Raw genomic sequence first — 22339 nt, forward strand, 5'->3', positions numbered from 1 at the left:
GCGGCCCCTTCCCCACCGGAGCCCGCGCGCGTCCAGGGCATCGGCGGCCGGGAACGGGGTGGGACGGCAGGCGGAAAAACGGGCGGAACGGTCCGGCCCTGCCTCCTTTTTGTGTGCCCGTATGGACACAGTGTGGGTTCAATGAAGCCGCTTTCCGATTTCCGGCTTGCTGGCACCCCCCCTCCCTGCGTACCAAGATGCCAGCCAGGACGTATCGAAACCCGGCTGAAAATGCTGCCAGGATGGAGGCAATACATCATGAACCGTTATCTGCTCGCGGGCTGCGCCGCTGTTGCTCTCACTCTGGGTGCTGGCGCCGCCAACGCCCAGGCCAAGTTCGAAGTCAAGGTCGGCGGCGACTACTACTTCGAAGCCGGTTACGTTGACGACGAGCCCGATGCCGGCCGTAACGTCGAGTTCCGCAACCGCTTCCGCCTGGTCGTGACGCCGCAGGCGAAGGCCGACAACGGCCTCGAGTACGGCGCCCGCGTCCGTATCCGCGCCATGGCCAACGGTGGCGTCGACCACGACCGCGCCTTCATGTTCGTGCAGGGCGGCTTCGGCCAGGTCCAGCTCGGCACCGTGAACAGCTACAACGATCAGACCGGCGTTTCGCGTCCGATCAGCTGGCAGCCGCTGGGCAACTGGGACTTCGCCAACGCCTGGGCCACCGGCACCGGCGGCAACCTCGGCCCGAACGCCCTCAGCAACGGCTCGGGCATCAGCTGGCCGCTGATGAACCCGGATGGCGTCGGTTCGAAGATCGTCTACATCTCCCCGCGCTTCGCTGGCTTCCAGGCCGGCGCCAGCTACACCCCGCGCAGCAGCAGCCGTGGCACGGACATCAACCGTGACAACACCACCGGCGGCTACAACGACCTGTACGAAGTCGGCGCCAACTACGTCAACAGCTTCGGCGGCGTCGAAGTCAAGGGCAGCGCCGGCTACTTCTGGGGCGACGCCCCGGTCGCCGGCCTCGAGAGCCTGAACGCCTGGCAGGCCGGTGCGCAGGTCGGCTACGCCGGCTTCGCCGTCGGCGGTAGCTACCTGAGCTTCGGCGACTCGGGCTCCGTCGCGGGCAGCGAAGACGCCTACAACTGGACGGTCGGCGCCGAGTACAAGGCCGGCCCGCTCGTCGTGGGCGTCGGCTACACCTACGGCGAGGAAGACGCCGGTGCGGTCGCCGGCGAGACCCAGGTCCAGTTCTGGGACGTGGGCGTTGGCTACACCGTCGCGCCGGGCCTGACCGTTCAGGCTCAGTACACCTACTTCGAGACCGACCAGCCGGCCGGTGTCGTCGAGAACGACGGCAACATCTTCCTGCTGCGCTCGATCCTCGCTTTCTAAGCAAGGGTCCCTCGCGGGAAAGGGCGGTGGCTTCGGCCACCGCCTTTTTTTTTGCCCTGCCGCAAGCCAGGGCGTGGCCGACATGCGGGATGCGGCACCGGCATGCGGAAACTGCGGCACCCAGCCGAGCCTTGCCTCGATGACTGTGTTGGCCCACCGACTGTGTTGCCCTGGAGCCACGCTGTCGCCCCACGACACCGCATACGGCATTTTGCGGCTTGCCCGGCATGGAGAGGGCGGTTTAAGTCATTGCCAGCACATAGCTGTTCCGCCCCTTCTTCGGGGGGCGCCTTTCGGAAGGAATGAACTTCATGAAGCGTACTCTTGCTATCGGCTGCGCCGCCGTCGCTCTGGCCGCCTTCGCCGGCACGGCCTCCGCCCAGACCAAGTTCGACGTCGTCGTCGGTGGTGACGCTCTGTTCACCGGCGGTTGGGTCGTCGACGAGGATACGGACGGCGGTCGCAACGTCGAGTTCAACAATCGCTTCCGTCTGGTGATCACCCCGACGGCCAAGGCCGACAACGGCCTGGAATACGGTGCCCGCCTGCGTCTGCGCACCGGTTCCAACGGCGTCGTCTTCCATGACCGCGCCTTCATGTTCGTGAACGGCGGCTTCGGCTCGGTCCAGCTCGGCACCACCTACGGCCTGTCGGACGACTACGGCATCATCGGCCCGGTGGTCGACGGCATCGCCGGCAGCTGGGACGACCAGGCTCCGGGCTACATCGGCGGCCTTCCCACCGGCAACACCGTCGGCACCGCCCTGCGCAACCCGCTGTCCAGCACGCCGCTGACCCGCGCCATCTACCTGACCCCGAACTTCGGCGGCTTCCAGGCTGGCGTGTCCTACGCTCCGCAGGATGACAACGGCACGTCGATCGACCGTAACCCGGCCGGCGTCAACGACATCGTCGAAGTCGGCGGCAGCTACTCCGGTACGTTCGGCAGCTTCACCGTGGCCGCTAGCGGCTACTACGAGTGGGCCAACACCGACGGCCCGGCTGAGAACATCAAGTCCTGGACGGTCGGCACCACCGTCGGCTTCGGCCCGGTGGCGATCGGTGGCATGTACACCGACATGGGCGACCTGACCGGTGTCGGCGGCGGCACCGATGCCACGGCCTGGAGCGTCAACGGCACCTACACCGTCGGCCCGGTCATCCTCGCCGGCAGCTTCCTGCGCGCCGATGAAGAGAACGTGTTTGTCGGCGGTGTCGACGACAAGCTCGACGTTTGGGAAGCCGGCGTCACCTACACCATCGCCCCTGGCCTGACCGCCGGCGTGGAGTATGGCTACTACGACCGCAACGCCGCTGCCGGTGGCGACTCGCACCTTGTCGTGTTCGACACCCGCCTGGCTTTCTAATCAGCCAAGACGGTCGTTTCCGGAACGGCGGCGGAGCAATCCGCCGCCGTTTCTTTTTGGCTTTCCGGCCAGCTGCGCCCTGCTTTCACCGCGGGTGTCCTGCCCCGGCATGACAAAGCCCGCAGCTTGGCACCGCGGGCTTCGTTGATTGGCACCATGGACCGCCGGAGGCCGCCGGACCTCTTCCCCCGGCGTTCCCCTTGCGGGTCGGCGGCCGCTTATTTCTTCTCCGGGTTGGCCCTGGACGGCAGCGCCTCCGCCTGGCAGAGGAAAAGCATCACGGCGTCCGCGGCCGGAACCCAGACGGTCAGCACGGACTGCTTGCTCTTCTTGCCCAGGAAGGCGAAGACGTTCGGCATCACCGAGGACTCCGCGCTCGCCTTGCTGATGGCATAACCGTTCTTCTCCATGGCGGTCATGGTGGGCTGAACGATCTTGTCCAGCGCGCCCTGGTCGCCGCGCGGAAAGGTCCAGCCATAGCTTTCGAGCTTGCCGCAGCGCAGGCGGTTGTCGGCGGCGACCTGTTCCATGAAGGCCTGGTAGCCGCCGTCATCGGTCAGGGCGAGGGGGCGCACCTCGAAGGGCACCTTGATCATCGGTGACAACGCGACGGTCCCGTCGGACGCCGCCGCCTTCGGGGTGCCGGCCGGGGGCTTGTCCTGCGCGGCCGCCGGCAGGGCGGCCAGAAGTGCCGCGGTCAGTAGAAAGGGTCTGATCCAACGACGCATGGCGTCTCTCCTCGGGGGGCTTGCGTTTGGTTGGCACGTCCGTTACCACGCCGCACCGTCCGGTGTATACCGGGACGGAACAGCCAAGGGACCGCGCCATGTCCTCGTCAAGCAACTCCTCCGCCACGCCCGTTTCCACGCCCGCCAACGCCGCGAACAGCGACTCCGTGACCGTCCGGCTCGCCCAGGTGCGGCACGCGGTGTCCGGCGCCTGCGCCGAGGCGGGCCGCGCCGCCGGCTCCGTCACGCTGGTCGCCGTGTCGAAGACCCACCCCGCCGAGGCGGTGGAGGAGGCGCTCGCCGCCGGGCAGCGCGTCTTCGGGGAGAACCGCGTTCAGGAAGCGAAGGCGAAGTTCCCGGACCTGCGCGGCCGCTTCCCGGACCTTGAACTGCACCTGATCGGCCCCTTGCAGACCAACAAGGTGAAGGACGCCGTGGCGCTCTTCGACGTGATCCAGACCCTGGACCGCCCCAAGCTGGCCGAGGCGCTGGCCGAGGAGATGGCGAAGGCCGGGCGCCGCCCGCGCCTGCTGATCGAGGTCAACACCGGCGAGGAGCCGCAGAAGGCCGGCATCCGGCCCGCGGACCTCGACGGCTTCGTCGCCGCCTGCCGCGAGACCTGGAAGCTGCCGGTGGCCGGACTGATGTGCATTCCGCCGCAGGACGAGGAGCCGGCGATGCACTTCGCCCTGCTCGCGGAGATGGCCCGGCGCAATGGGCTCGCCGAGGTCAGCATGGGGATGAGCGGCGATTTCGAAACCGCCATCCGCTTCGGGGCCACCCATGTGCGGGTCGGCACCGCGATCTTCGGCGCGCGCCCCTACCCGGCAGCGGGATAGGGAACGCCTCTGGTGTCACAGCCTGGCTTTATCGGAGTTGTCGCGGTGAACGCGCACGGTCCAGCACAGGAACCGTGACACCGACAGCCTGGGCGGGGAGGATTTCACGTCCGCCGGCGGCTGTGTATCCCGTGTTTGGGCCGATGCACCGGATGTCCGTGCCATGGCTGCCCGCGCCCTGCTTTCGTTGGAATAAATATCCTTGGCAGGTGTTTAGCTCTTGCATGGCTTGGGAGGGCATCATGAGTGCAAAGCTGCTTGCTACCGCCGCTCTGACCCTTCTGGTGGGTGCCTGCGCACCCCTCACCGACGGATATTACGGGTCCGGCTACAACGAGTATTACGGGTCCGGCTACGGCTCCAGCATGGGATACGAGTATCCGCGCTATGGCCATGGTTACCACGGCGGTGCCGGTTGGGGATCTCGCTACATCCGGCCGAGATACGATCGTGACGACAGGCGTGACCGCGTTGGCGAGCACAATCGCAACGACAGGCATGATCGCAACGACAGGCATGATCGTGACGACAGGCGCAATCATGAGGATCGCCGTGTCCACGACCGTGACCATCAGCAACGTTTGGAGCGGACCCGCGACGTGGCGCGGGACGAAGCGGACCGGCGAAGGATGATGCGGCAGGGAAGCTAGGGCTCAACAGAGCAGAATGCTCGCCGGTGACAGCGCCGGCCGGATCAGGCCGGATCAGTACGAGGCGCGCTCCTGGACCGGCCCACCACTTTCGATGCCGGTATGGCCGTCATCACCGCCGGACGTTTGCTCCTGGCCGTGCCGGAGATCCACCGCCTGCCGCACCAGCTTTTCGGCCCGTCGCATGAGGCCGTGGACCTTCGTCCGGTCATTCCGGCGAAGACGCCATCATCAGCGGGCACGGCGCTCATGTCAGCACACGCTGCACCCGATCCGATGAAGTCCCCCTGCAACTAACCCGCGGCCGGATCCAGCACGGTGAGGACCGTGCCGGGGCCGCAATCCTTCAGAAGGCGCAGCAGGTCCGGCAGGGGCAGCGCCACGCAGCCGGCCGTGGGCTCCCAGGCCGGAGCGTCCGCATCCGCGGCGGCGGGCGCGGCCGCCGGCCGGGTCACATGCAGGAAGACGGCGCTGCCAAGGCCGGGCACCACCGGCTCGTCGTTGTGGCCCATCACCACGATCACGTCGTAGACGCCGTCCTCGCGCCAGAGTTCCTCGTGGCTGGCGGCATGGGGGCGCTTGACCGGGCGGTTGTAGGCGGGGTCGGCGGGATCGTCGCACCAGCCGTCGTCGGGCGCGATCGGCTGGACGGGCAGTCCCGTGTCCGGGCGCTCCAGCCGGTCCGGCCGCCACAGCACCCGCCGCAGGGGGAAGCTCCCGACCGGGGTGGCACCATCCCCTTCCCGCTTGTCCAAGCGGATGCCGCCGCGCCCCAGCGAGCATCGGAACGAGCCGCCGGGCCAGACCAGCCGCCCGTCCGGGTGAACCGTGATCTCCATCGCAACACCGCCTTCCGGTCGAATTCCTGCCTTCACGCGGCGGGGATCTTAACCCGAAACGCGCAGGCGCGGCGCGGCGATCCGGGCACCCCCGCCCTGCGGAGCGCCGGCCTGGGGAAGGCCGGCGGGGGGCATGCCGGTTGCTGGCATGTTCTGGGCGGCCCGCCGGCTCTGCTCGTACTTCGCGAGATTGCGCATCATGGTCTCGGAAATCAGGTCCGGCGCCACCGGCACCGGGCCGGCGGTTTCCCCGGCCGGCGGGGTGGCCGCGGGGACACCGTTTGCCGAAGCCCTGTTTGCCGAGGCTGCGCTGGCAGGGGCTGCGTTCGCCAGGGCTGCGTTGGCCAGGGCTGCGTTGGCCAGGGCTGCGTTCGGCGGGGCGGCGTTGGCCGGAACCGCCGCGCTTGCGGCCATGGCGGCGGCGAGCGTCGCCCCCGGCAGGTTGGCCGCGCGCGCCGGAACGGCGTGCTTGGCCATCGTCGAGCTGGCGAGCACCGTGTCCCGGGCCGGCATGCGCGACGGGCGGCGGCCACCCTCCGGCGCCGCGAAGGGGTCCTCGGCGGACGCGACGGCTTGGGTCGGCGCCGCCTGTTTGGGCAGGCCCGGAGCGGCGGCCGGCATGGCGAGGGAAGACTGGGCGGCGTTGGGCTGGGCGGCATTGGGCTGGGCGGCGAGCCGGGGAAGCTCGGCGAGCGTCGCGGGGGCGGGCTTGGCGGCCGGTGCCTCGGCGGTCGCCCGCGGAGCCACTTCGGTGATCGTCGCCGCGGCGACCGCCGTCGGCGCCGCCTCCGTGCCGTCCAGTCCGAGCGCCGCCATCATGTGGCCGCCGACGTCGCGGCCGCTGGACTGCTCCACCACCTCGTTCGCGATCGCCGCCAGCCCGCCGACCACACCGCCGAACAGGATTCCCCCCATCGCGCTGGCGGCGGGGCTGATCGTGTCGCCGGTGGCCTCGCGGTAGAGGTGGCCGACGATGGGAATGTGCTGGAGCGGGTTGATGACGTCCAGCACATCCCAGAAGGACATGTCCGACTGGACCTCCTTCACCGGAAGGTCGGAGTCGCGGGTCGTCCCGGCCGACCAGGAGGAGTCGTAACCGGAAACCCTGGCGGAGGCCTGGGCTGAAGTCTGGGTGCCGGAGGCCTGGACGTTCTGGGCCGCCGTATTGGGAGCCCGGACAGCCGGGGACCGTCCGGCGGCCAGGGCGGCGGTGTCGGCGGTGGCTGCGGCGATGGTCATGGTCGGGTCTCCCGGCGCTGAACGTCGGAAGAGGGGAAAGCAAGCGCCGTGCCAGGCGCCGGAGGGCGGAAAAGCGGGAAGAAGAGCTTCCCCGGCGGGGGGACCGGGCAGGGATTGGGCGGAATCCGATTCCGCCCACCCGCCGTCGCCCGGCAAGAGCTGCCGGGCCGGTTCAGAACATGTGGCCGCTGCGCTCCGCCTTGGTGCGCAGATAGCCTTCGTTGTGGCGGTTGGAAGGGAAGACGTGGGCGACGCGCTCCAACACCTCGATCCCGCAGCGGGCGAGCTGGCGCAGCTTCTCCGGGTTGTTGGTCAGCAGCCGCACCCGGCCGAAGCCGAGCTGGCGCAGCATCTCGGCGGCGGGAAGATAGACGCGCTCGTCCGCCTCGAAGCCCAGGATCTCGTTGGCGTCCACCGTGTCGAAGCCGCGATCCTGGATGCGGTAGGCGCGCAGCTTGTTGACGAGACCGATGCCGCGCCCCTCCTGCGCCAGGTAGAGCAGAACGCCGCTGCCCTGGGCGGAGATCTCCCGGATGGCGCCGCGCAGCTGCTCGCCGCAGTCGCAGCGCAGGCTGCCCAGCAGGTCGCCCGTGAAGCATTCCGAATGCAGCCGCGCCAGCACGGGCTGGGCCGGGTCGGGATCGCCGATGACGATGGCCAGATGCTCCGGCCCGCCGTCGGCCGGGCGGAAAGCGACGATGCGCGTGTTCTCGGCGCCGTCCAAGGGCACGCGGGCGTCGGCGACGCGGCGCAGCGTGCGCACCACATGGACGCGGTAATCGGCGATGTCGCCGGCGCGCACCAGAAGGACGTCATGCGCGGCGGCCCATTCGGATGCGCGGCCCTGCGCGTCCGGCACCGGCGCCACCACGGCGGCCGGCAGCAGCCGGGCGAGCCGCGCCAGATCCACCGCGGCCGCCTCGCGCGAGCCCGGCTCGACCACCGCGGCCGCCAGCCCCACCGGAAGCGGGCCATCCGGGCGGTGCTCCGGATCGGCCAGCGCGTGCGCCTCGTCCGAGGTCAGGCCGCCGGCCCCTTGGGGGAAGTCCGGGCCGGGGAAGGAGAGCGACACGACACCGGTCCCCTCCTCCATCAGCTTCAGCACGCTGGCGCGGCGGCGCGTGACCGCCAGCACGGGCCGGCCGCCGGTCAGGTCGCGCAGCCGCTCGACCGCGTCCGACGCCACCGCCTCGACCGAGACCACCGCCCCGACCGAGCCGTCGGCGGTCTCGATGGCGACCGCCTCGCCCCGCCGGAGCGCCGCGAGCGCCCGGTCCACCGCCCGCAGGACGGCTTCGTCGATGGTCTGGGCCGCCTGGGCGGCGGGAATCTGGGGGTCTGCGTACATCGTCCGGGCGCGGTGAGAGCGGTAGGCCTTGTGACCATATGACATGGGGTCGGGGTGGCCGCAGCAAAGCGCAGGAGGCGCACGCCTGTCCAGCGTTTCCGGCGCGCCAGTCCGTTGCCGTGGGCGCAACGATGGAAGAGCCCGGCCGGGGATGCGCGGTGACGCGCGCGGGGCCGCCGTGCTAATTTGGTTCCGGTCCGCAACCAAAGAGCCCGCCTGAAACATTCGCTTCGAAGCTCCGATCCAAGCCCCCTCCTCAAACCAGAGAGCCCGACGACACCATCATGACCCTCGCGAAACGCATCCTGCTGGTCGACGATGACGAGGCGCTGCGCCAGTCGCTGGCCGAACAGCTCCAGCTTCAGGAGGAGTTCGAGACGGTCGAGGCGGGGACCGGCGCCGACGGGCTCGACGCAGCGCGCGCGGCATCGTCCGGAATGGGGGGCGGAATGGGGGGCGGAACGGGAGGCGGAACGGGGGCCGGCACCGGAGTTGGCCGGCCGTTCGACGCCGTCCTGCTCGACGTCGGCCTGCCCGACATGGATGGACGCGAGCTGTGCCGGCTGATGCGGCGCGAGGGCGTGCGCTGCCCGATCATCATGCTGACCGCCGCCGGAACGGACGCCGACACCATCCTCGGCCTCGATTCCGGGGCCAACGACTACATCACCAAGCCCTTCCGGCTGGGCGTGCTGCTGGCCCGCCTGCGCGCCCAGCTCCGCCAGTTCGAGCAGAGCGAGGACGCCGTGCTGTCCATCGGCCCCTACAGCTTCCGGACCGCCGGCAAGCTGCTGCTGGACGAGGCGGGCAAGCGCAAGATCCGCCTCACCGAGAAGGAGACGGCGATCCTGAAGCACCTGTACCGGGCGGGCGAGACGGCGGTCGGGCGCGACACGCTGCTGGGCGAGGTGTGGGGCTACAACGCCGCCGTCACCACCCACACGCTGGAGACGCACATCTACCGGCTGCGCCAGAAGATCGAGCGCGACCCCTCCAACGCGCAGATCCTGGTCACCGTGCCCGGCGGCTACCGGCTGGTGCCCTGACGCGAGGGCGGGCCGCCGGCCCGGCCGGCGATGGTGATGGTCCCGGGCAGCGCCGCCGCGCTGCCCGCCCAGCGCCGCCGGGGCGCGTCAACCAAACCGCGCTGAAGCGTGTTGGGCAGCCCGCACCTGGCCAGATTGGGAAGCGCCGGCCGGCCGGCCCAGGCACCGAGCAGGCCGCGCCCGCGCGTCACCACGGGCAGCAGGCGGATCTTGCGGGCGACGATGGCGAGGCGCCGGCGCCAGTGCCCGACGAGGCTGGCCGGCACGCCGACCCGGCGCGCGATCTCCTGGTCGGAGAGGAGCGCGCTTCCCGGGTCGCGCAGATGCTCCAGCACCGCGCGCCGCCGGTCCGCGCCGCTGTGACGGCTGTGCCGCCCTTCCATGGACTTGCCGAGATCCCACAGCCGGTCCGCCGTCTCGCGGGCGATGCCGCGCCAGCGGTCGGCCTCGTCGCGCTGGCGCTCCGCCTCACCGGAGCTGCGGTCGATCTGGCGGCGGAGTGCCGCCACCTCCCGCTCCAGTTCCTGGACCTGGCGGCGCAGCGCCGGCACGAGCTGGTCGGGAGGGGGTGTCCGGCCGGGCGGGGACGGGCGGGCACGCGCGGCCGCCCCGGCGCCGGCGTCCCCGTCGCGCGTCACAGGGCGCGCCACGGGGCGCGCGGCCTGGGCGAGGTCGCGCAGGCTGAGGCCCGAGCGCCCCAGCAGGACGCGCGCGGCGCGCAGGGCGGACAGCGCCTCGCCCTCATGCTCCGACTCGGCCATGGCGAGGACTTTGGCGAGCTTGTCTGGGTCCATCCGTCGGTCCGGGTCCGGCACGCCCTTGCAGCGGCGCGAGCAAAGCAGGATGTTAACACATCCTATGGGATAGGACAGCATGACGAACGGGTCCGCGGCCTTTCCGGCGCGGCCCGGTGTTTCGCGCCCGGCTCCGCCCTCCTGGCCCGCCCAAGGGCGGGCTCCTCCGCCCCGTCCCTTTTCGCTCGACTTGGTCAGGCCCCGCCGCCAACATGGCGCCATCATGACGGAAAGCCCCGTTCCCGACGACACGACCGTCACGCACCCCTTCACGGTGCGTTTCTGGGGCGTTCGCGGCAGCATAGCCTCCCCCGGCCCGCAGACGGCCCGCTACGGCGGCAACACCTCCTGCCTGGAGGTGCGCTGCGGTGGCGCCTGCCTGATCCTCGACGCCGGCACGGGCATCCGTCCGCTGGGCGAGACCCTGGCGAAGCGGGGGCCGGTCGATCTGGACCTGTTCCTGACGCACAGCCATTTCGACCACATCTGCGGCCTGCCCTTCTTCGCCCCGGCCTTCGACCCGGAGAGCCGCATCCGCCTGTGGGCGGGCCATCTGCCGCCGGAACGGCGGCTGCGCTCCGTGCTGCGCGCGATGATGTCCACGCCGCTCTTCCCGGTCCCGGTCGAGATCTTCCGCGCCGACTGCGCCTTCCGCGACTTCGATTGCGGCGAGGTGCTGGAGCCCAAGCCCGGCGTCACGGTGCGCACGACGGCGCTCCACCACCCGGACCGCGCCGTCGGCTACCGGATCGAGTTCGCCGGGCGCAGCCTCTGCTACATCACCGACACCGAGCATGGCGGCGGGAACGGCGACGGCGACCGGCTGGCCGAGTTCGTGCGCGGCTGCGACGTGATGGTCTACGACAGCACCTACACCGACCAGGAATACGCCTCGAAGGTCGGCTGGGGCCATTCCACCTGGCAGGAATGCCTGCGGCTGGCCGAGTCGGCGGGGGTGGGCCGCGCCGTCCTCTTCCACCACGACCCCGCCCGCACCGACGACGAGCTGGACCGCATCGGGGCGGAGGCCGCCGCCCGCCGCCCCGGCACGCTCGTCGCGCGCGAAGGGGTGGAGCTGCCGGTCTGAGGCCGCGCTCCCGTACTCACGCAAAACCCCGTCCCATGTCGTCTTTTTCGCAACAGTCCGCCGCTTTTCGCGCGGGCTGGGACGGATGTCACCGCCGGACCCTGTGACAATAATGGTATCGAGCTTGCACTCAACCCACGGGTGATCCCTCGGGGGATGCATGCGATCCATTCTGCGCGTCACCGTCCTGGCCCTGTTCGCGGGCGTCCTGCTCGCGGGATGCGCCTCGGCCCCGCCATCCGTCACCGCCCTCGGCGAGGGCGGGGCGCGGTCGATCACGCTCCACCACCCGGCCAGCGGCGAGACGGTGGCGGTCACCTACCGGACGGAGCGGGGCTACGACCCGGACGCCTTGCAGGAGATCGCGCTGCTGTTCCGCGACCGCCGCAGCGGCGTCACGGCGCCCATCGATCCCGCGCTGGTGGACATGCTGGCCGACCTGCGGGACGGCTGCGGCGTGCCCGCCGACCGGCCGATCCACGTCACCTCGGGGTACCGCAGCGAGGCGACCAACGTCGCGCTGGCGGGCCGGAACCCCCATGTGGCCGACAACAGCTATCACCTGCGCGGCCAGGCCGCGGACATCTACATTCCCGGCGTCGAGCCCAGGCGCATCGCGGACGAGGCGGCGGCGCTGCGGCGCGGGGGCTACGCTCTTTACCCGCACAGCGGCCACGTCCATGTGGACACCGGCCCCTTCCGCACCTGGAAGCCCAGGGACGGCGGCCGTCCCGTCACGGTCGAGGCCAGGGCGGTCAAGCCCGGCAAGCCGCCGGTGCGTCTCGCGAGCCGGGCGGCACCCGCGCCCAAACCCGTGGCCGCCCTGCCGGCGAAACGGGCCGGACGGCTCGTCCTCGCCCAGGCACCCGATCCGGCGGCGCGCGGCGGGCGGAACTGACCGGCCGGGCCGTCTCTCAACCGGCAGGTCCTGAGGGCCGCTCATCAGGGGGCCGGCGTCTCGGGCTCCTCCGGGTCGATGCCCAGCGCCAGGAAGTTCTCCAGCGTCGCGGGCGTCATTGGAACGCCGTTGCGCAGCGCCGCCCGCGCGGCGCGCTCGGCGATGGCGTCGAAGCCGTCCAGCGTCGAGTCGAGGCGGATGCGCGCACCGTGGCTGGACAGCGTCATCTGCATCCAGCCGTCGTTCCCTCCGCGGCGCAGGGCGTAATAGCGCAGGCTCAGCCCCGACAGCTCGGACCAGCGCAGATACCGGGACCCGAACGGCCCCTCCTGCCGCACCCCCTCCCCGTCCAGCGCGAAGCGGGCGCCGTGGCGCAGCAGCGACCGCGCGCCGAACAGGGCGAAGAGCCCGGCGCACAGCCCCATCGGCAGGGCGATCCAGGGGCTGACCTCCAGCAGGGCGAGCGGCCCCGCCGTCAGCCCCAGCCCGCCGGCCGCCCGCGCGTGGTCGGCCAGAAGGCTTCCCGCCGGGTATCTCAGGAGCGGGGGCGTCAGGCGCGGTTCCCCTTCGCGCGGCGGCTCCGCCAGGGGCGGGCTTCCCTCAGACATCCAGGTCGAGGATGACCGGAACGTGATCCGACGGCTTCGGCTCCCAGCCGCGGGCCTCGCGCAGGACCGTCATGCCGCGCAGCGCGTCCTTCAGCGGCGGCGTCACCCAGATGTGGTCGAGCCGGCGGCCGCGGTCGGACGCCGCCCAGTCCTTCGCCCGGTAGCTCCACCAGGTGTAGAGCTTCTCGTGGTCGGGAACGAAATGCCGCATCGCGTCCACCCAGCCGGCGGAGCGCTGCATGGCCCCCAGCTTCTCCACCTCGATGGGTGTGTGGGAGACGATCTTCAGCAGCTCCTTGTGGCTCCAGACGTCATGCTCAAGCGGCGCGATGTTGAGGTCGCCGACGAGGATCATCCGGCGGTCGGGGCTGCGCTTGGTGCTCAGCCACTCCGTCATCTCGTCCAGGAAGCTGAGCTTGTGCGCGAACTTGTCGTTCAGCGCCGGGTCGGGGATGTCGCCGCCGGCCGGGATGTAGACGCTGTGCAGCTCGATCCCGCCCGGCAGCTCGGCCAGGGCGTGGCGGCAGTCCTGCTTGCCGCACCAGTGCTGCACGTCGCGCGACGCGAAGGGCAGCCGGGAGAGGATCGCGACGCCGTTGTAGCTCTTCATTCCATGGATGTGGGCGTGGACGTAGCCGCGGTCGGCGATGGGGCCGAGCGGGAAGTCCGGATCGACGACCTTCGTTTCCTGAAGGCAGATCACGTCGGGCCGCTGCTCGTCCATCAGGCGCAGCAGCAGGTCCATCCGCATGCGGACGGAGTTGATGTTCCAGGTGGCGATGCGCATGGGATCAGCCGATCGTGACGGTAAGGGTGCCGACGCCCTCGACGGCGCCCTCCAGGACGTCGCCCCGCGTCACGGCGGCAACGCCTTCCGGGGTTCCCGTCATGATCAGGTCGCCCGGCTGGAGCGTGACGAAGCCGGAGAGATAGGCGATCGTCTCGGGGATGGACCAGATCAGGTCGGACAGGTCGCCCTTCTGGCGCGGTTCGCCGTTGACGGTCAGCGTCACCGCACCTCGGTCCGGATGGCCGATGTCGGCGGCCCGGCGCAGCGCGCCGCAGGGGGCCGAGTGGTCGAAGCCCTTGCCCATGTCCCAGGGCTTGCCTTCCTTCTTGGCGGCGTTCTGCAGGTCGCGGCGCGTCATGTCCAGCCCGACCGCGTAGCCGAAGACATGGTCCAGCGCCCGGTCGACGGGGATGTCGGCGCCGCCGCGCCCGATGGCCACGACCAGCTCGATCTCGTGGTGCAGGTTCGCCGTCTTCGGCGGATAGGGCAGCACGGCGCCGTCCGGCAGGATCGCGTCGGCCGGCTTCATGAAGAAGAAGGGCGGCTCGCGGTCGGGATCGGCGCCCATCTCGCGCGCGTGGGCGGCGTAGTTGCGGCCGACGCAGTAGATGCGGCGAACCGGGAACGGGTCGCCGCCGGCGACGGGAAGGACGGGCTGGGGCCACAGGGGAATGGCGTGGGCCATTGGGGCGGCACTTTCGGCAGGTAGGCTGGAGACCTCACACCTACCGGAAAGCCGGCCCCCGACCAAGACTTGAAAACGCCCGGAAAGTGGTCGCGGCCGCCATGCGGCGCAAACCCTTGAGCAGGATGGGACCGGACATGACGACGCCCGGCCTTGGGGAGAGCCGGGCGTCGGGAAGCTCCGGGGGGAGGCCGCTGGCGGCAGGGGGGAGCCGCGGCGCGGACGACCGTCTCCCCGACGCGGTCGGCCCGGCCGGGAAGGGTCACTTCTTACCCTTGACGTGGCGATGCCCGCGCCGTTCGTCAATGCGCTCTCTGCATGGCAGGCATGAGAAACAAGGCGGTTCGGACGGTTCTTGCTGACAAAAGCTTTGGAATCTTTATTCTATTTACCAAATATCCAGGCCCATAACCAACGGCTGAAAACATTGACCGACATCGAGCGCAACTCCCCGCCGGACCGCCGCACCCGCCTGCGTCCGAACAAGAGCGAAAAGCTCGCCCTCGGCCCCCTGCCGGAGCTGTTCGGCTACAACCTGCGCCGCGCGCAGGTGGCCGTGTTCCAGAGCTTCCAGGCCGCCGTTTCGCCGCATGACATCACGCCCGGCCAGTACGGCGTGCTCGTCATGATCAAGGAGAACGAGGGGCTGTCGCAGTCCGACCTGGGCACGGCCGTCGGCATCGACCGGTCCACCATGGTCGCGGTGATCGACCGGCTCGAGTCGCGGGGCCTCGTGGTCCGCGCGCCTTCGCCGAACGACCGCCGCTCCTACGCCCTGCGCCTGTCGCCGGAAGGCGAGAAGCTGATGGACGAGCTGACCCCGCGCATTCAGGAGCATGACCAGGCCATGGTCGGCGGCCTGTCGGCGGAAGAACAGGCCCAGCTCAAGGATTTCCTGCGCCGGATCGTGCGCGGCGGCTGAGCCAAGCCTCGCCGCGGGCCGAGAACGACGAAGCCCCACCCCCATCCGGGAGTGGGGCCTTTTTTGTGCCCGGCCGTCAGTGGCCCATGCTGTTGCCGAAGCCGGAGCCGCTCTTCGGCTCGGCGAAATAGAAGAGGTCGCGGTCGAGGGGAACGCCGGTGCGCGGGTTGAGCAGCGCCACCTCCGTCACCATGCCCTGGGCGTCGCGCACCCGCCATTTGCGGAGCTGGAACGGCCGGTCCTCGAAGATCAGCGTGATGCTGCCCTTGCCCGGATCCTTGGTCTCGGACAGGGTCACCTCGACCACGCCGGGGGTGTGCATGACCTCCTGCACCGTGACGTCGCCCGACAGGCGGATGTCCTTGCGCAGGATGAAGTCCGCCATGGTGGAGCCGATCGGCGCGCTCGACTGCTGGCGCATCTCGCCGTCCCAGTAGAACAGGAAGCTGCCGTCGGCGACGATGAAGTCCTTCAGCGGCGCGTCATACTCCAGCCGCATGCGGCCCGGCCGCGACAGGTAGAAGGTCCCCGTCGCCTGGGCGCCGCTGGACGCCGCCTGCACGAACTTGGACTGCATGGTGCCGATGCCGTTCAGATACTCCTCCACCTGCGCGAGGACGGCGCGGTCCTGCGCGGTGAGCGGCGCCGGCGCCGCCAGTGCCGAGGGCACGGGCAGGACGGCGGGGAGGCTGAGCGCAAGGGCGAAGAGGACGGCAAGGCGGCGGATCACGGTGGGCGTTCCCCTGATGTCGGTCGGCCCCAGGCTATGGGGGCTTCCCGGCGGAAATGGGGCGGGAACGCGCGGGATCCAAGGGAATTTGCGGATAGGGGCGGGGGAGGAGCCGAAGCCCCTCCCCGCCGTCGTCACTCGTCGATGTTCCGCGCCAGCACCTCGCGCTTGCCGGCGTGGTTGGGCTTGCTGACGACGCCCTCGGCCTCCATGCGCTCGATCAGCCGGGCGGCGGAGTTGTAGCCGATGCGGAGCTGGCGCTGGATGAAGCTGGTCGAGGCCTTGCGCTCGCGGCAGACCACCGCGACCGCCTTGTCGTACATCTCGTCGCCGGAGGAGGAGCCGACCGCCCCGCCCTCGTCGAAGGCGCCGCCCTCCTCGTCGTCCTCGGTGATGGCGTCCACGTAGCTGGGCTCGCCCTGCGCCTTGAGGAACTTGACGATCTGCTCGACCTCGCCGTCGGCGACGAAGGGGCCGTGGACGCGGGTGACGCGTCCGCCGCCGGCCATGTAGAGCATGTCGCCCTGACCCAGCAGTTGTTCGGCCCCCTGTTCGCCGAGGATGGTGCGGCTGTCGATCTTGGAGGTGACCTGGAAGCTGATGCGGGTCGGGAAGTTGGCCTTGATGGTGCCGGTGATGACGTCCACCGACGGGCGCTGGGTCGCCATGATCAGGTGGATGCCCGCCGCGCGCGCCATCTGCGCCAGCCGCTGGATCGCCGCCTCGATGTCCTTGCCGGCCACCAGCATCAGGTCGGCCATCTCGTCCACGATGACCACGATGTAGGGAAGCTCGGTGAGGTCGAGCGGCTGCTCCTCGAAGATCGGCTTGCCGGTGTCTGGGTCGAAGCCGGTCTGCACGCGGCGGGTCAGCGACTCACCGTTCTCGCGCGCCTCGCGCAGGCGGGCGTTGTAGCCCTCGATGTTGCGCACGCCGAGCTTGGACATGTTGCGGTAGCGGTCCTCCATCTCCCGCACCGTCCATTTCAGCGCGACCACCGCCTTCTTCGGGTCGGTGACGACCGGCGTCAGCAGGTGCGGGATGCCCTCGTAGACCGACAGCTCCAGCATCTTCGGGTCGATCATGATGAAGCGGCAGCGCTCCGGCGGCAGCCGGTAGAGCAGCGACAGGATCATGGTGTTGATCGCCACCGACTTGCCCGAGCCGGTCGTGCCGGCCACCAGCAGGTGGGGGAAGCGGGCAAGGTCGGCCACGATCGGCTGTCCGCCGATGTCCTTGCCGAGCGCCAGCACCAGCTTGCCGGGATTCCGCTCGAAGACGTCGGACGCCATCATCTCGCGCAGCAGCACCGTCTCGCGCTTGGCGTTGGGCAGCTCGATGCCGATGACGTTGCGGCCCGGCACCACGGCGACGCGCACCGACACGGCACTCATGGAGCGGGCGATGTCGTCGGCCAGCCCGATGACGCGCGAGGACTTGGTGCCCGGTGCCGGTTCCAGCTCATAGAGCGTGACCACCGGGCCGGGGTGGACCTTCTGCACCTCGCCGCGCACGCCGAAGTCGGACAGCACGCCCTCCAGCGACTCGGCGTTGCGGCGCAGCACCGATTCGTCCACCTGCTCGCCGCGCGACCCGGCGGGCGGAAGCTGGAGCAGGTCGAGCGGCGGCAGCTCGTAGCCGTCCGGCTCATCCAGCGGCAGGACATGCTGGTGCGGCGGGACGCTCCGGACCTTGTCCGGCTGGGTCTGGCCGAAGGCGGGTTTCACGACCGCGATGGCGGGACGCTCCGGGTCGCGGTCGCGGTCCGGCAGCGCCGGCGCGTCCACCGCGTCCTCGGTCAGCACGGGCGTCGGCACGGAGGACAGGACCGGCTCGGTCCGGCCGATCACCGGGTCGCGGCGCAGGCGCCGTCCGGCGTGACGGTCCCGTTCCTCCTGCGCGTCGGCGAAGGCGGCCTCGTCGAAATCGTCCAGCGCCGGCCCGCCGGCCGTCCCGAGTCGCGGCGCGTGGCGCATGAGGTCGCCGGTCCGGCGGACGGCGCCGCGCGCCGCACCGGCGACGGCACCGGCGGCCGCCAGGGCGCCGCGCCCGCTCAGCAGCGAAGCACCCGCGCGCAGGCCGCGCCCGGCGGCGCCGACCAGCCCGAACAGCGAGCGGACGCTGCTCAGCCACTCGCGGATCGACAGACCCATGGCGACGAACAGGATCAGGCCGGCGGCCACCGCCGCCGAGGTCGAGACGGCCTCGCGCGCGGAGTCGCCGAACAGGCCGCTGACGCCCTCCAGCAGCACCTTGCCGACGCTGCCGCCGGGAAGCGGCTGGAGAGGGTCCTGCTGGCCGGGCGTCAGGCCCGACAGCGCCATGGCGGCGAGCAGCACGCCCCACAGACCGAGCACGAGGCGGAACAGCGGGTGGCGGATCGTCTTCTGGGCGCCCAGCCGCCAGCCCCAGAACATCGGCACCAGCGCCACCAGGAAGGCGGCCCAGCCCAAGGACTGGATCAGCAGGTCGGCGAGATGGGCGCCGGGCGTGCCGAACAGGTTGTGCGTGTCCGGCTCGCCCGACGGGACCGAGTTCCAGGAGGGGTCGGACGGGTCGTAGCTGCCCAGCACCACCATCAGCGCCAGCCCGACCATCCCGAAGGCGAAGCCCAGCAGTTCCCGCGTGCGCGCCACCACGAAGGCGCGCGTCGCCGGAGAGAAGAAGGGCGGCTTCTCCGGCCGGCCGGAGCGCGGCTTGCGCCCGCCCGCGGCGAGCGGTGCCGCACCCGGCACCGCCGAGGCGCGGCCGGCCGCCGCGCGGGCGCTGGTCGCGGCGCTGCCGCGGGGGGTCGCCGGCTTGGCCATCCTGCTGGAACCTTTTTTAAAAACCACGGACGAAGGTCCTTCGCGCTGTCGGGAACTGTCGGAAAGGTCAGCCGAGGATGCGCACGATGCTGGCGCAGGCCTGGGCGATGGTGTCGGTGTCCTGGACCAGGGCCACCCGGATGAAGGCGGCGCCCGGATTCTCCTGCCCCGGGACGGGGTGGGTCAGATAGGCGCCGGGAAGCACGCGGATGGCGCCTTCCGCCCACAGGCGGCGGGCCGCCTCCTCGCCGTCGCCGACCTCCAGCCACAGGAAGAAGCCACCGTCCGGACGCCTGTATCCGTAGCGGCCGCCGATCTCGGCCTCGGCGGCCTCGAACTTGGCGCGGTAGGCGCGGCGGTTCTCCTCCACATGCGCCTCGTCGCGCCACATGGCCGCACTCGCCGCGACGACGGGCAGCGGCATGCCGGCGTTGGAATAGCTGCGCACCCGCGAGAAGAGCGCGATCAGCTCCGGATCGCCGGCCACGAAGCCGGAGCGCAGGCCCGCCGCACTCGACCGCTTGGACAGGGAATGGAAGACCAGGATGTTGGCCCAGGGCCGGGCCGGGTCGCCCTCCCCCGTGTCCAACATGGAGGCCGCGACCTCGAGCGCCCCCACCGGCGGCCGGTCGAAATAGATCTCCGCGTAGCACTCGTCCATCGCCAGCACGAAGCCGTGGCGGCGGGCGAGCCCGATGGCGCGCCGGATGTAGGCGGCGTTGGCGGCGGCCCCCTGCGGGTTGGCCGGGGTGCAGAGATAGAAGAGCGCCGTGCGCTCCAGCAGCTCCGGCTCCAGCGCGTCCAGGTCGGGCAGGAAGCCCGTCGCGCGCGTCGCCGGCAGGAAGACCGGCTCCGCCCCGGCCAGCAGTGCGGCCCCCTCATAGGGCGCGTAGAAGGGGTTGGGCATCAGCACGGCCGGCTGGCGGCCCGCCTTGCGCTCGGGCACCGCCGTTCCGGCCAGGAGATACAGCCCCTCGCGCGTTCCCGACAGCGGCAGGACGGAGCGCTCGGCGTCGAACAGCCCGGCCGGCAGGCCGTAGCGCCGGGTCAGCCAATCGCCGACGGCGGCCCGGAAGTCGGGCGTGCCGGCCACCGGGGGGTATTTGCCCCAGAGATGGAGGTTGGCGCGGAGCTGCTCGTCCAGCAGGGCGGGCGGCTGGTGCTGCGGCTCGCCGACCGACAGCATGATCGGCGCGACGTTGGCGCGCGGGCGCACGTCCTTCAGCAGGTTGGCCAGCCGCGTGAAGGGATAGTCGGTCAGCCGGCCGAGGCGGTCGTTGCCGAGCGCGGCGGCGTCGGTGGGGGAGGTTTGCGTGGAAATGCCGAAATGCGCGGCACCGGGGTTCGGTGCGGCGCCGGATGCCGGTGTGGCCATGCCGCCTTGGGTCCTTCGCTGGGCTCGCCCGCGCTGGGCTGGATGGTTCAGCGGTGCGGGGAAGCCCCGAGGGCGGACCGTTGCCGGCCCCGGCCCGAACGCAAGGCCCGCACCCATCACCAGCGATCTTACCGGTCGGCGGCGAGGCGGCACAAGGGCACAAAACCGGACAAGTTTTCCGGAAGGCAGGCCTTTGGCGGGGGCGGAAACGGATCGCCCCGCGCGGCGCGTCCCGGCGCCCGCCTGCCGGAGAGGCGGGCGCCGGGACGTGAGGGCGGTTCGCCGCTCAGAGCGCTTCGGAGTTCGTCTCGCCGGTGCGGATGCGGACGGCGTGGGCGATGTCCAGGGCGAAGATCTTGCCGTCGCCGATGCGGCCGGTGTTGGCGGCCTTCTGGATCGCCTCGACGACCTGCTCGAACTGGGCGTCGTCGACCGCGACCTCGACCTTCACCTTCGGAAGGAAGCTCACCGAATATTCGGCGCCGCGATAGATCTCGGTCTGACCCTTCTGGCGTCCGAAGCCCTTGACCTCGCTCACGGTCAGACCCTGGATCCCCAGCGACGTCAGGGCTTCGCGCACTTCGTCGAGCTTGAACGGCTTGATAATGGCCATAACGAGTTTCATGTGGCTCCCCTCAGCAATGTGTTCCGGCCCGATGCGGGCGCCCGTGCGGCCGGTCCGCCCCGCGAAGGGCCGGGCAGCCCAAACCTGCGCCGGACGTCGCCGCCCGGATCGCGGAAAACAACGTTTTCAAGAATCATGCCGCCGCTTTGCGCGCCGCAGCACGGCCCCTCCTCCCGGAGGGGGTGCCGCCGCGAAGGGCAGATGCCTACATAGTGGGCACAAGACATCCGTCGCCGCAAGGCTGGACATCCCGCGACGGGCGGTGGATTGTTCGCACGCGCGGACACAAGCATGAGGGCAGCGTCACATGACCGACCCGGTCACCCCCACGGTGGAAGGCACGGCGAAGGCCCAAACGGCCGGGATCATCACCACGGACGTCGTGGTGCTGGGCGGCGGGCTCGCCGGGCTCAGCATGGCGGCGGCGCTGGCGACCGCCGGCGTGCCGGTGGTCTGCATCGACCGCGACAGCCCGGACGCGCGGGCCGGCGCCGAATTCGACATCCGCACCACCGCCATCTCCTACGGCTCGATGAAGGTGCTGGACGGGGTCGGGGTGTGGGCGCACATGGCCGGACAGGCCGGGCCGATCCTGGACATCCGCGTCGCCAACCAGTTCTCGCCCCTGTTCGTGCATTACGACCACCGGGAGCTGAGCTTCGAGGGGGAGCACAAGCCCTTCGGCTGGATCCTCGACAACAAGGACATGCGCCGGGCGCTCTTCGCCCGCGTGGCCGAACTGCCGGGCTTGGTGCATCTGGCGCCGGCCCAGGCCGTGTCGGTCGAGCGGTCGCGCAACGGTGCCTCGGTCACGCTCGCCGACGGGCGGGTGGTGCGGGCGCGGCTGGTGGTGGGGGCCGACGGCCGACGCTCGCTGGCGCGCGACAGTGCGAAGATCGGGCTGCGCCAGTGGCGCTACGACCAGACCGCCATCGTCTGCACCATCGGCCATTCGGAGCCGCACAACGGCGTCGCGGTCGAGCATTTCCTGCCCAACGGCCCCTTCGCGGTCCTGCCCATGTCGGGCAACCGCTCCTCGATCGTCTGGAGCGAGAACTCGTCGCTGGCCGGCATCTACATGAAGCTGTCCGACGCCGAGTTCATCGCCGAGCTGGACCGCCGCTCCGGCGGCTATCTCGGCGACATCGAGCTGCTGTCCCGGCGCGAGGCCTGGCCGCTCTCCGTCTCGCTCGCCAAGAGCTTCATCGCCGAGCGGCTGGCGCTGGTGGGCGAGGCCGCCCACGCCATCCACCCCATCGCCGGCCAGGGATTGAACCTAGGCCTGCGCGACGTGGCGGCGCTGGCCGAGGTGATCGTGGACGCGCACCGGCTGGGGCTGGACGTCGGCTCGCCCGAAGTGCTCGCCCGCTTCCAGCGCTGGCGCCGCTTCGACACGGTGGTGCTGGCCGCCGTCTGCGACGGGCTGGTCCACCTCTTCTCCAACAACATCCCGCCGGTGCGCCTCGCCCGCGAGGTGGGGCTTGCCGTCGTCAACCGCCTGCCGCCCTTGAAGCGCCTCTTCATGCGCCACGCCATGGGGGTGGTCGGCGACCTGCCGCGCCTGATCCGCGGGGCGCCGCTGTAAGGGGGCGGCGCTGGAATGGGGTGCGGCCGG

Annotated in this window: 22 protein-coding genes; 10 read left to right on the forward strand and 12 right to left on the reverse strand. The window is 70.8% G+C overall.

Features of this window, described 5'->3' with window-relative positions:
• Window positions 1–258: 258 nt before the first annotated feature.
• Both JUB11_RS01485 and JUB11_RS01490 read left to right on the forward strand, forming a co-directional pair.
• On the forward strand, window positions 259–1347 hold the full coding sequence (locus JUB11_RS01485) for a porin (RefSeq protein ID WP_207455581.1): 1089 nt from the start codon (window positions 259–261) through the stop codon (window positions 1345–1347).
• Window positions 1348–1658: 311 nt separating this feature from the next.
• The gene (locus JUB11_RS01490) at window positions 1659–2714 is read left to right on the forward strand and encodes a porin (protein WP_207455583.1); all 1056 of its coding nucleotides are present in this window, start codon (window positions 1659–1661) and stop codon (window positions 2712–2714) included.
• Between the two features lie 218 nt (window positions 2715–2932).
• Here JUB11_RS01490 and JUB11_RS01495 read toward each other — a convergent pair whose 3' ends face one another.
• Window positions 2933–3442 (reverse strand): hypothetical protein, encoded by a 510-nt coding sequence (locus JUB11_RS01495; protein WP_207455585.1) that lies wholly within the window; start codon window positions 3440–3442, stop codon window positions 2933–2935.
• Between the two features lie 98 nt (window positions 3443–3540).
• On the opposite strand from JUB11_RS01495, the gene JUB11_RS01500 reads away from it, so the two are divergent.
• From JUB11_RS01500 to JUB11_RS01510, 3 genes are all read left to right on the forward strand, one after another.
• A complete protein-coding gene (locus tag JUB11_RS01500) occupies window positions 3541–4281 on the forward strand; it encodes a YggS family pyridoxal phosphate-dependent enzyme (protein ID WP_207455587.1) in 741 nt (246 codons plus the stop codon).
• A 242-nt stretch (window positions 4282–4523) separates the two neighbouring features.
• Window positions 4524–4931, forward strand: a complete 408-nt coding sequence (locus tag JUB11_RS01505) for a hypothetical protein (protein ID WP_207455589.1) — start codon at window positions 4524–4526, stop codon at window positions 4929–4931.
• Between the two features lie 102 nt (window positions 4932–5033).
• The gene (locus JUB11_RS01510) at window positions 5034–5228 is read left to right on the forward strand and encodes a hypothetical protein (protein ID WP_207455591.1); all 195 of its coding nucleotides are present in this window, start codon (window positions 5034–5036) and stop codon (window positions 5226–5228) included.
• On the opposite strand, the gene JUB11_RS01515 is transcribed toward JUB11_RS01510, so the two are convergent.
• From JUB11_RS01515 to ribA, 3 genes are all read right to left on the reverse strand, one after another.
• Entirely contained in the window at window positions 5225–5770 is a 546-nt protein-coding gene (locus JUB11_RS01515; protein ID WP_207455593.1) for a L,D-transpeptidase family protein, read from the reverse strand. The genes JUB11_RS01510 and JUB11_RS01515 overlap by 4 nt on opposite strands.
• Before the next feature lie 48 nt (window positions 5771–5818).
• Window positions 5819–7009 (reverse strand): hypothetical protein, encoded by a 1191-nt coding sequence (locus JUB11_RS01520; protein ID WP_207455595.1) that lies wholly within the window; start codon window positions 7007–7009, stop codon window positions 5819–5821.
• 172 nt (window positions 7010–7181) lie between these two features.
• On the reverse strand, window positions 7182–8357 hold the full coding sequence (ribA, locus tag JUB11_RS01525; RefSeq protein ID WP_207455598.1) for a GTP cyclohydrolase II: 1176 nt from the start codon (window positions 8355–8357) through the stop codon (window positions 7182–7184).
• 284 nt (window positions 8358–8641) lie between these two features.
• Between ribA and JUB11_RS01530 the strand changes: the two genes are divergently transcribed.
• On the forward strand, window positions 8642–9403 hold the full coding sequence (locus JUB11_RS01530; RefSeq protein ID WP_207455600.1) for a response regulator transcription factor: 762 nt from the start codon (window positions 8642–8644) through the stop codon (window positions 9401–9403).
• On the opposite strand, the gene JUB11_RS01535 is transcribed toward JUB11_RS01530, so the two are convergent.
• Window positions 9385–10197: a hypothetical protein gene (locus tag JUB11_RS01535; RefSeq protein ID WP_207455602.1), complete on the reverse strand. Its 813-nt coding sequence runs from the start codon at window positions 10195–10197 to the stop codon at window positions 9385–9387. The two genes, JUB11_RS01530 and JUB11_RS01535, sit on opposite strands and share 19 nt — an antisense overlap.
• A gap of 223 nt (window positions 10198–10420) precedes the next feature.
• On the opposite strand from JUB11_RS01535, the gene JUB11_RS01540 reads away from it, so the two are divergent.
• Window positions 10421–11284: an MBL fold metallo-hydrolase gene (locus tag JUB11_RS01540; protein ID WP_207455604.1), complete on the forward strand. Its 864-nt coding sequence runs from the start codon at window positions 10421–10423 to the stop codon at window positions 11282–11284.
• 160 nt (window positions 11285–11444) lie between these two features.
• Entirely contained in the window at window positions 11445–12182 is a 738-nt protein-coding gene (locus JUB11_RS01545; RefSeq protein WP_207455606.1) for a DUF882 domain-containing protein, read from the forward strand.
• Between the two features lie 44 nt (window positions 12183–12226).
• Here JUB11_RS01545 and JUB11_RS01550 read toward each other — a convergent pair whose 3' ends face one another.
• The 3 genes from JUB11_RS01550 to JUB11_RS01560 are packed head-to-tail and all read right to left on the reverse strand — an operon-like array spanning window position 12227 to window position 14265.
• Window positions 12227–12790, reverse strand: coding sequence for a PH domain-containing protein (locus JUB11_RS01550; RefSeq protein WP_207455608.1), 564 nt, complete (start codon window positions 12788–12790; stop codon window positions 12227–12229).
• Window positions 12783–13577, reverse strand: coding sequence for an exodeoxyribonuclease III (gene xth, locus JUB11_RS01555; RefSeq protein ID WP_207455610.1), 795 nt, complete (start codon window positions 13575–13577; stop codon window positions 12783–12785). The genes JUB11_RS01550 and xth overlap by 8 nt, the downstream gene beginning before the upstream one ends.
• A 4-nt stretch (window positions 13578–13581) precedes the next feature.
• Window positions 13582–14265, reverse strand: coding sequence for a fumarylacetoacetate hydrolase family protein (locus JUB11_RS01560; protein ID WP_207455613.1), 684 nt, complete (start codon window positions 14263–14265; stop codon window positions 13582–13584).
• Between the two features lie 427 nt (window positions 14266–14692).
• On the opposite strand from JUB11_RS01560, the gene JUB11_RS01565 reads away from it, so the two are divergent.
• Window positions 14693–15187 (forward strand): MarR family transcriptional regulator, encoded by a 495-nt coding sequence (locus tag JUB11_RS01565; RefSeq protein ID WP_207455615.1) that lies wholly within the window; start codon window positions 14693–14695, stop codon window positions 15185–15187.
• Between the two features lie 76 nt (window positions 15188–15263).
• Here JUB11_RS01565 and JUB11_RS01570 read toward each other — a convergent pair whose 3' ends face one another.
• The 4 genes from JUB11_RS01570 to JUB11_RS01585 all read right to left on the reverse strand — a co-directional run bounded on the left by JUB11_RS01570 (window position 15264) and on the right by JUB11_RS01585 (window position 20724).
• The gene (locus JUB11_RS01570; protein ID WP_348771334.1) at window positions 15264–15917 is read right to left on the reverse strand and encodes an outer membrane lipoprotein carrier protein LolA; all 654 of its coding nucleotides are present in this window, start codon (window positions 15915–15917) and stop codon (window positions 15264–15266) included.
• Window positions 15918–16051: 134 nt separating this feature from the next.
• Entirely contained in the window at window positions 16052–18724 is a 2673-nt protein-coding gene (locus JUB11_RS01575; RefSeq protein WP_207455621.1) for a DNA translocase FtsK, read from the reverse strand.
• 67 nt (window positions 18725–18791) lie between these two features.
• Window positions 18792–20099, reverse strand: coding sequence for an aminotransferase class I/II-fold pyridoxal phosphate-dependent enzyme (locus JUB11_RS01580; protein ID WP_207455622.1), 1308 nt, complete (start codon window positions 20097–20099; stop codon window positions 18792–18794).
• A gap of 286 nt (window positions 20100–20385) precedes the next feature.
• Window positions 20386–20724: a P-II family nitrogen regulator gene (locus tag JUB11_RS01585; protein ID WP_138060624.1), complete on the reverse strand. Its 339-nt coding sequence runs from the start codon at window positions 20722–20724 to the stop codon at window positions 20386–20388.
• 307 nt (window positions 20725–21031) lie between these two features.
• Between JUB11_RS01585 and JUB11_RS01590 the strand changes: the two genes are divergently transcribed.
• The gene (locus JUB11_RS01590; protein WP_207455623.1) at window positions 21032–22309 is read left to right on the forward strand and encodes a UbiH/UbiF/VisC/COQ6 family ubiquinone biosynthesis hydroxylase; all 1278 of its coding nucleotides are present in this window, start codon (window positions 21032–21034) and stop codon (window positions 22307–22309) included.
• Window positions 22310–22339 lie beyond the last annotated feature (30 nt).

Origin of the sequence: Azospirillum sp. SYSU D00513, assembly GCF_017356015.1 — a bacterium.
GTDB lineage: Bacteria > Pseudomonadota > Alphaproteobacteria > Azospirillales > Azospirillaceae > Azospirillum.

Bases quoted from the DNA above. Each gene is read 5' to 3' on its own strand.
- JUB11_RS01580 (WP_207455622.1), bottom strand. From the start codon at position 20,099: ATGGCCACACCGGCATCCGGCGCCGCACCGAACCCCGGTGCCGCGCAT.
- JUB11_RS01545 (WP_207455606.1), top strand. From the start codon at position 11,445: ATGCGATCCATTCTGCGCGTCACCGTCCTGGCCCTGTTCGCGGGCGTC.
- JUB11_RS01535 (WP_207455602.1), bottom strand. From the start codon at position 10,197: ATGGACCCAGACAAGCTCGCCAAAGTCCTCGCCATGGCCGAGTCGGAG.
- JUB11_RS01495 (WP_207455585.1), bottom strand. From the start codon at position 3,442: ATGCGTCGTTGGATCAGACCCTTTCTACTGACCGCGGCACTTCTGGCC.
- JUB11_RS01520 (WP_207455595.1), bottom strand. From the start codon at position 7,009: ATGACCATCGCCGCAGCCACCGCCGACACCGCCGCCCTGGCCGCCGGA.
- JUB11_RS01560 (WP_207455613.1), bottom strand. From the start codon at position 14,265: ATGGCCCACGCCATTCCCCTGTGGCCCCAGCCCGTCCTTCCCGTCGCC.
- JUB11_RS01505 (WP_207455589.1), top strand. From the start codon at position 4,524: ATGAGTGCAAAGCTGCTTGCTACCGCCGCTCTGACCCTTCTGGTGGGT.
- JUB11_RS01540 (WP_207455604.1), top strand. From the start codon at position 10,421: ATGACGGAAAGCCCCGTTCCCGACGACACGACCGTCACGCACCCCTTC.
- JUB11_RS01590 (WP_207455623.1), top strand. From the start codon at position 21,032: ATGACCGACCCGGTCACCCCCACGGTGGAAGGCACGGCGAAGGCCCAA.
- JUB11_RS01550 (WP_207455608.1), bottom strand. From the start codon at position 12,790: ATGTCTGAGGGAAGCCCGCCCCTGGCGGAGCCGCCGCGCGAAGGGGAA.
- JUB11_RS01490 (WP_207455583.1), top strand. From the start codon at position 1,659: ATGAAGCGTACTCTTGCTATCGGCTGCGCCGCCGTCGCTCTGGCCGCC.
- JUB11_RS01510 (WP_207455591.1), top strand. From the start codon at position 5,034: ATGGCCGTCATCACCGCCGGACGTTTGCTCCTGGCCGTGCCGGAGATC.
- JUB11_RS01585 (WP_138060624.1), bottom strand. From the start codon at position 20,724: ATGAAACTCGTTATGGCCATTATCAAGCCGTTCAAGCTCGACGAAGTG.
- JUB11_RS01530 (WP_207455600.1), top strand. From the start codon at position 8,642: ATGACCCTCGCGAAACGCATCCTGCTGGTCGACGATGACGAGGCGCTG.
- JUB11_RS01485 (WP_207455581.1), top strand. From the start codon at position 259: ATGAACCGTTATCTGCTCGCGGGCTGCGCCGCTGTTGCTCTCACTCTG.
- JUB11_RS01515 (WP_207455593.1), bottom strand. From the start codon at position 5,770: ATGGAGATCACGGTTCACCCGGACGGGCGGCTGGTCTGGCCCGGCGGC.
- xth (WP_207455610.1), bottom strand. From the start codon at position 13,577: ATGCGCATCGCCACCTGGAACATCAACTCCGTCCGCATGCGGATGGAC.
- JUB11_RS01500 (WP_207455587.1), top strand. From the start codon at position 3,541: ATGTCCTCGTCAAGCAACTCCTCCGCCACGCCCGTTTCCACGCCCGCC.
- JUB11_RS01575 (WP_207455621.1), bottom strand. From the start codon at position 18,724: ATGGCCAAGCCGGCGACCCCCCGCGGCAGCGCCGCGACCAGCGCCCGC.
- ribA (WP_207455598.1), bottom strand. From the start codon at position 8,357: ATGTACGCAGACCCCCAGATTCCCGCCGCCCAGGCGGCCCAGACCATC.